The 7,399-nt window shown below is 34.0% G+C and carries 4 protein-coding genes and 1 pseudogene; 2 read left to right on the plus strand and 3 right to left on the minus strand.

All coding sequences use genetic code 11. The annotated features are described in order from the left end of the window. Positions 1-53: 53 nt before the first annotated feature. Positions 54-2,447, plus strand: a complete 2,394-nt coding sequence (locus ACKI67_RS03105; RefSeq protein ID WP_407461933.1) for a hypothetical protein — start codon at positions 54-56, stop codon at positions 2,445-2,447. 192 nt (positions 2,448-2,639) lie between these two features. Here ACKI67_RS03105 and ACKI67_RS03110 read toward each other — a convergent pair whose 3' ends face one another. The 3 genes from ACKI67_RS03110 to tfrB all read right to left on the minus strand — a co-directional run bounded on the left by ACKI67_RS03110 (position 2,640) and on the right by tfrB (position 5,970). Next, positions 2,640-3,515 carry a DUF362 domain-containing protein gene (locus ACKI67_RS03110; RefSeq protein ID WP_407461934.1) on the minus strand — a complete coding sequence of 292 codons (876 nt, stop codon included), beginning with the start codon at positions 3,513-3,515 and terminating at the stop codon, positions 2,640-2,642. 83 nt (positions 3,516-3,598) lie between these two features. After that, a complete protein-coding gene (locus tag ACKI67_RS03115) occupies positions 3,599-4,393 on the minus strand; it encodes a TrmJ/YjtD family RNA methyltransferase (protein WP_407461935.1) in 795 nt (264 codons plus the stop codon). 65 nt (positions 4,394-4,458) lie between these two features. Beyond that, on the minus strand, positions 4,459-5,970 hold the full coding sequence (gene tfrB / locus ACKI67_RS03120; RefSeq protein WP_407461936.1) for a fumarate reductase (CoM/CoB) subunit TfrB: 1,512 nt from the start codon (positions 5,968-5,970) through the stop codon (positions 4,459-4,461). A gap of 375 nt (positions 5,971-6,345) precedes the next feature. Here tfrB and ACKI67_RS03125 point away from each other — a divergent pair. Further along, a pseudogene (locus tag ACKI67_RS03125) lies at positions 6,346-7,399 on the plus strand (indolepyruvate ferredoxin oxidoreductase subunit alpha); the annotation flags it as partial.

Genomic DNA, 7,399 nt, shown 5'->3' on the forward strand with positions numbered 1-7,399 from the left:
TAAAAATCATAAATGATTATGATACTAGGAAAAATTTGTAATTTTGTGATATTATGTTTAAGAAAATTCTTTATGTATCACTTTTTGTTCTAATTTTTTTATTGGCAGTGCAATCCGTTAGTGCAAGTGATACAGATTTAAATGATATAACTTTTAATAATATTGGTTCTAATGATGTTAGTACGAATGATATCGTTTTAGAGGACGGGGAAGGATCTTCTGATACTGATGAAATTGAAGTGGAAGCGGATTTGAAAAAGTCTGTTGGAGAAGAATCTTCTGATACTAATCCTAATGATTCTGGAGAGGGCAACACTTTTGAGGAACTTGAAGATGATGAAAATCCTGATGACTCTGATGACTCTGATGTTGAAGAAGAGCTTGGTGAATCTCTAATCAATGCTAATCCAATCACTTTCGATTATGCTTCAGAAGGGGAATTGGCAATTAGCTTGGTAGATTCAGACGGTTCTGCCTTATCCAATAAAACCATTTCTGTAAAGGTTAATGGGACTGAAGAAAATTTGACAACTGATGATAATGGTATGGCTATTTTTAAGTTTTCTGGTGATGTAGGCACTTATGATGTCAATATATCATTTGAGGGGGATGGATCATATGCCCCTTCAAGTGCAAGCACTACATTAACCATTACAAAATCATCAACTAAAATCAATGTAAAGAATCTAAGGTCTTATTTGACTTGTCCGACTTATATCAATCTTACTTTAGTGGATTCTAAAGGTCAAGCTATAGCAAATAAAAACGTAACTGTTACTGTTTCTGGAACATCTTATATGACAGTCACTAACAGTAAAGGAATCGCCCAAGTGGAGATTCCAAGTAAACTAGGCAACTTTACAGTCTCAGTTAAATTTGATGGGGATAAAAACTATTTAAATTCATCTGCAAGTTCAAAGTTAGAGATAACTAAAATGAAAACCAGCATAGTTTCCCCTAATGTAAAGTCTTACATGGCTTATAACACATATCTAACAATCACTTTAAAAAATGTTTATGGGGATGTCTTGTCAAACAAGCCTATTACTGTTAAAGTGAATAAGAAAACTTATAATTTGACTACTGATTCAAAAGGAGTGGCTAAATTAAAATTTGATAAGAAGGTTGGAACTTACAAATGCACTATTAAATTTAAGGAAACAGGCACTTATTATGGCGCTTCAAAAAGTTCTCAAGTTGTGATAACCAAAACTCCTGTGACTATTAGTGCACCATCTTCCATTAAGATAAATTCCAACAAGAATGCTAAAATTTTAATCACTTTAAAGGATGTTAAAGGTAAATTGTTGAGAAATAAGACCTTAACTATAACCATTCAATCCAATAAGAAGAAGTACACTGTTAAGACTAATTCCGAAGGGGCTGTTACTTTCAGATTCAATGGTCCAAAATCCAATAATCTGACCATTAAATATGCAGGGACTAAGAAAACTTATAATTCCAAATCCATTAAGGTTAAGATTAAGGTAACTCCTATAAAGGTTAAATTTAATGATGTTGTTGGAGCAGCAAACAAATTATTGAAGCATATTTCAAAAAATAAGGCATTGCCTTCATATATTGTCTATAATGAAAAAAACTTTACAACCGCTGAACTTTCCTATTTGATGGCAGTGGCTATAAAGCATATTGACAAGAAGAATCGTAATGATATTGTATTAATTGCAGCATCAGCTCCAAAAAACTCTACTGGTGAGATTTATGATACTGTCTATAAGAAAAATTATCTTAAGATAGCAAAAAAGGCTATGGGATCTTCAATAAGGCATAGCACTCCTGCATATATTAAGCATTCATTCTATAAGATTCCATATAAAGTCTATACTGCAGAGTTTTCAAGAGCCTTAAGTTTCTATAAGTCCAATAAGAGGTTGCCGAAATATGTTCTGTTTACAAATTCAGAATTTGTAAAGGTTTCAAATTCAAGCAAATATACTTTCTATTTAACAACAGACAATATTGCAGGCAAGAAAAAGGATTTAAAGATGCTTAAGAAATTAAGAGCTGCACTTAAGTCTAAGGGTTACAATGCGGTTATAATAGGCATTGGTCCAGATATACACAATATTGCATACAGATATGGGTGCACTGGCAAAGATTCAGTATTGCTTGCTTGCTTTGGTGGTGTTGATGTTGGATGTATTGAAGAATGGACTGGAGAGCTTCAAAACAGCAATCGTAATTTTGTAAAGAATTATGATGGGGCTCATATTTTAGGATTATGGTACACTAAGCCATATGGTGCATCTTCTAATATTCATAAGAGAATAGGCAGAGCTTGGGATGCAAATTATGGTCACCCTTTAAAGAACCCTGCTAAATATATGGAAAAGCATAATATAAGTTATATTCAAACAGGTAAAGTAACTACTGCTTGCAATTTATTAAAAGCAGGTAAAATGGGCGGTCCTAAATTAATTGAGTGATTTTTCACTTATTATTTTATTTTTTTTAATTTTATTTTTTAATTTTTTATTATTTTTCAATTCTTATTTTTTAATTTTTTTTAAAAAAGGCGCATTGTTATTTTTATTCTTAATTTGATTTATTTTTAAAAAAAGAGCTATAAAATAAATTTCTATTTTTTCAATAAGTTAATAAAAAAAGTAAAAGATTAGTTAATTTTTATAATCAACTAATTCTCCGATTCTATTTACTACTGAATCAATGGATTTTTGACTGTATTTCAATTCAATTGCATCAAATTTGCATGCTTGAACGCAGTGTCCACAGCCAACACATTTATCTTGATCTATAGTGATCTTACCATCTTCAAGGCTGATTGCTCCACCAAAGCAGACATTGTCTCCTAAACATCTTCTGCACATTTTACAGTTGTCATTAACTGTATGCACTTCAACATCTTCAAGTCTTTTGATTTTATGGCTGATGTCTTCATCCAAATCAGGGATAACTTTCCATAAGCAGCAGCAAGGACAGCAATGGCAGATTGTCAAGAGTTTTTCTTTAGGTCTCACATTCATCCAGACGCTGTCAATTTTATTTCTGCCGATAACATGGCTTAATCCTAATTCATCTGCCTCATCAACATGTGCTAAAGCTTCTTCCACAGTTGCGGTTCTGCCGTATTTTGAGCCTATCTTTCTACTTGCAGGACCTATGAAAATACAACCAAAGTCTTGCGGATAATCTTTGCAATCTGCAGAACTTCTACAGAGACATTTGTGCATAATAACAATATCTTTAGCCTCTTTTATGACTTCCTTGATAATTTGGCTTGGCACAAACTCGGAATCATCTTCTTGGAAGCTTTGATTTATTTCAATGTTAGCAGTGATGGTTTTATTGACTGAATTCTTATTTGGAAGGACATAAACTTCATCATCTTCGAAAAGTAGCTTGTCAATAATCTTTTTAGCTATTTTTGATTTTCTAGTCAATCTTGAAAGGAAAAATCGTGTGTGGAAGGTGTGTCCAACTAAAAATGTGGTCACATCTTCATAATATCCTTTTCGTCTATCTTTATCGTCCATAGTTTAGTCCCTTGAATTTTTTATATAATTCTAATATAGATATAATTTATTTATACTTAAATAGTTTTTGATAAGTTTTTTAATTATTCTTTATTATTTTCCTCTTCTATCTTAATATTCAAACGTCTTAAAATGCCTTTGAATGTATGCGCTTCTCTTCCTGTAATGAAAGCACGATTGATGATATTTTTAAATACCTTCAATCCGTTTTTCTTCTTATGATCTGGAATGGATAATGAATCGATTAGCTTTTCCATATCGCTTATCAAATATTCCTTTTCAAGTGCAGTGCTTTCCTCCAATCCTTCAACAGGATAATTGTTCCTGTTTTTAAAGACTTCATAAAGAATAACTGCAGCGGCATGTGAAATGTTCATAATCGGATAGCTGGGGTCGGTTGGAATGCTAACAGTAATGTCACACATTTCGATTTCTGCATTTGTCAATCCGTTTCCTTCCCTACCAAAAAGGATGGCTATCTTATCGTTGTAGTTCATTGACTTTCCGAGCTCTTCGGGTTTGATTGGAATTCTTGAAATGTTATAGCTTCCTCCAGGAGCTCCAGTTGAACCCACAATGAAATCAATGTTATTGTCTTTAACAAAATCTTCAACTGTATCATAAATCAATGCATTTTCAACTGTTTCCCTTGCGTGCATAGCTTGATAATAAGCTTCATCCTTAAGGGTGCATGGGTTGATTAGAACCAATTTATGAAGTCCGAAGTTACCCATGGTTCTTGCTAAAAATCCAACATTTCCAGGAGATTCGCATTCTACAAAAACAACGTAGATATTTTCCTTAAGTCGGATAGTCTCTTCATCTTCAACTATCTCCTTAACCTTGCCTCTATCGCTTGATTTGTTTTTGTTTTTCATGCTAATCTTCTGTTATTGTTTTTTAGCTATTTTTGATAGCCGCTTAATTTTCATTTTTTCATTGCCTATTCATCATAAGCCATTTTAAGTAATTGAATAAGATTTAAAGTTTTAACATTTTCAAGACCAATTGCATTCAATCCGTCTTGGATGTTGATTTGACAGAAAGGACAGATTGTAGTTACATAATCTGCACCGGTTTCTCTTACCATCTCTGCCTTGTCCTTTGCAAGTTCCAATGCAATTTCAGGCTTACCAGACTTGATTCCTCCACCTGCACCACAGCATTGGCAAGGAAGTTCAAGCTCTTCAAACTCAACTCCAGGAATCATTTCAATGATTTCTCTTGGTTGGTCTTTGATTCCTTGACCTCTTGACAAGTGGCAAGGGTCATGCCAGGTTACTTTAGTGTTTACTTCCTTCATTTTGCTTGGATCTAACTTATCCACAAGGAATTCACTGATATCCTGCACATTAAGCTTGGATCCGTATTTAGGATGGTCATTCTTTAAGGTTGCTCCGCATCCTGCACAGATGGTGATTACCTTATCATAATCCTTAAATACTTCCTTGTTCTTATCTACAAGGTCTTGTACTACATCAACTTGACCTGTCCTTAAAAGAGGTGAACCGCAACAGACTTGTCCTTCAGGAATGTCTATTTCAATGTTGTTTGCCTTCAATACATCAAGGAGTGCATATCCAACATCTTGTGCTCTGTAATCCACCATACATCCGGTGAATAATGCAACCTTTTCCTTGTTTTCATCTTCATCGATGTAGTATTTGCCTTCTTCATCCCATTTCTTATGGACGGTTTCAATGAATGGCTCTTCAGGTTTGCTTACAGAACGGCCGCTAGCAACCACATTGTCCTTAAAGACCTTGTGAGCATCAAGTGGTCCAAGGTCTCTTGCATAAGCCATTGCTCTTAGCTTTTCAATTGCATCTCCAAAACTGTTGATGTTTTTAGGACAGATTGAACCGCATTTGCCGCAGCTTGTACATGCATACATTCCGCTATCAAGAGCTTCTATCAATCTATCGTATTCATCTCTTGGATCGAAATCGAATTTAGAGATGTATCTTAAGTAATAAGGTCCGAGGAAGTCATCTTTAAAGTGCTTTACAACAGGACAAGTGGATAGGCAAGTATAACATTCAATGCAGCTTCTGACCTTTTTGGTGTCTTTGATGTCTTCCGGATTAAGTTTCTCATGGGAAGTTTCGCTGTTGCAATCCAAGTTCAATTGCAATTGCTTCACTTTTTCATCAGCTGAACTTCTATCTACAACCAAGTCCTTAATCACTGGGAAGTCTAAAGGTTCAATTAATACATTATCCTTAATTTCTGCTTTACATGCAAGTGCACCATTTCCATTGAGCTTTACACCGCATGAACCGCATTGACCAGCTAAGCATGAGCTTCTGAAGCTCACGTCTGCATCATATTTTCTGTTTATGGCCTCTAATGCATCCAGCACTTTCATTCCAGGATATTCTTCAATTTCATAAGATTCAATATGAGCTTCGCTGTCTGTCTCCTTGTTGAATCTTTTTACATTAACGGTTATCATAAAAATCCCTTATACTATCAAACTAAAGTTTATTTAAATTCTAAATTTTATATTATGCTTAATGATTGTTTATTGTTTATATAATACAATATATCACTATATATATTTCATTTACATTATTATAAAGTTTGGTATTTTTTATATCATAAGACCATTTTTTTAAATGCTAAAATCTTTAATATTTTTCTCTCAAATCTTAAATTTTTCTTGAAAAAAGGATTATATTAAATATGTTAAGAAACTAATATCTAATTATGATAATTTATGGAATTTTTTAAAATTTTTTAAATTTTAGCTAATTTTTAATTATTATCTTATTACAATTATAATGAAATTTTAGAGATTGATTATTGATCTCGTGTGTGGTGAATTTATATGGCTTATGATCAATTAGTAACTAGTGAAAAAGGAGATAAGCTTTTCCTTTTAGGTAATGAGGCTGCTGTTAGAGGAGCTATTGAAGCAGGCGTATCAGTTGCAGCCACTTACCCTGGAACTCCTTCTTCAGAAATAGGTAACATATTATCAGTTGTTGCTAAAAATGCTGAAATGTACTTTGAATTTTCTGCAAACGAAAAGGTAGCTATGGAAGTGGCAGCCACTGCAGCTGCAAGTGGTCTTAGATCATTTACTTTCATGAAGCATGTAGGTTTGAATGTTGCTGCCGATTCATTTATGACAACTGCTTACTCTGGAGTTAAGGGAGGAATGATTATTCTTGTAGCAGATGACCCTTCACTTTTCTCTTCACAGAATGAACAGGATACAAGAAACTATTCCAGGCTTTCTTCCGTTCCAATTTTAGAACCATCTTCCCCTCAGGAAATCAAGGACATGATGGTTTACGGATTTGACTTATCCGAACAGTTTGGAATTCCAGTAATTCTTAGAACAAGCACTCGTGTATCTCATATGAGAGGAATTGTGGAATGTGGTGGAATAGAAAAACCTAAATCAACCACCAAGGAAACAGAATCTGATGGACATTGGTTAAGGGGATACTTTGTTAAAAATCCAAGGGAATTTGTTCCTGTTCCTGCAAATGCACTCTCAATGCATTCAAGATTAGCGGAAAAAATGGAAAAGCTTGAAGAAGCAGCTAATGAAAGTCCAGTAAATGAGGTTTATTCATTTGAAGATGGAACACTCCAAGGAAAATACGGTGTCATTTCCTCTGGTGGTGCATTCAATTATGCTTATGATATTGTTTCCCAAGAAAACTTAGGTATGGATATCCTAAAGATTGCACTATCTTACCCCACTCCAAAGGACTTGATTCATGACTTCTGTAAAAACCTTGAAGGAGTATTCATTGTAGAGGAAGTTGATCCTGTACTTGAAAGGGATGTCCTTGCTGTTTTAGGTGAAAATAATTTGGATTGTCCTGTTTACGGCAAGTTCGATGGAACTTTCCCAATGGTTCATGAAT

The sequence above is a fragment of the Methanobrevibacter sp. genome (assembly GCF_045577275.1).
GTDB lineage: Archaea > Methanobacteriota > Methanobacteria > Methanobacteriales > Methanobacteriaceae > Methanobrevibacter.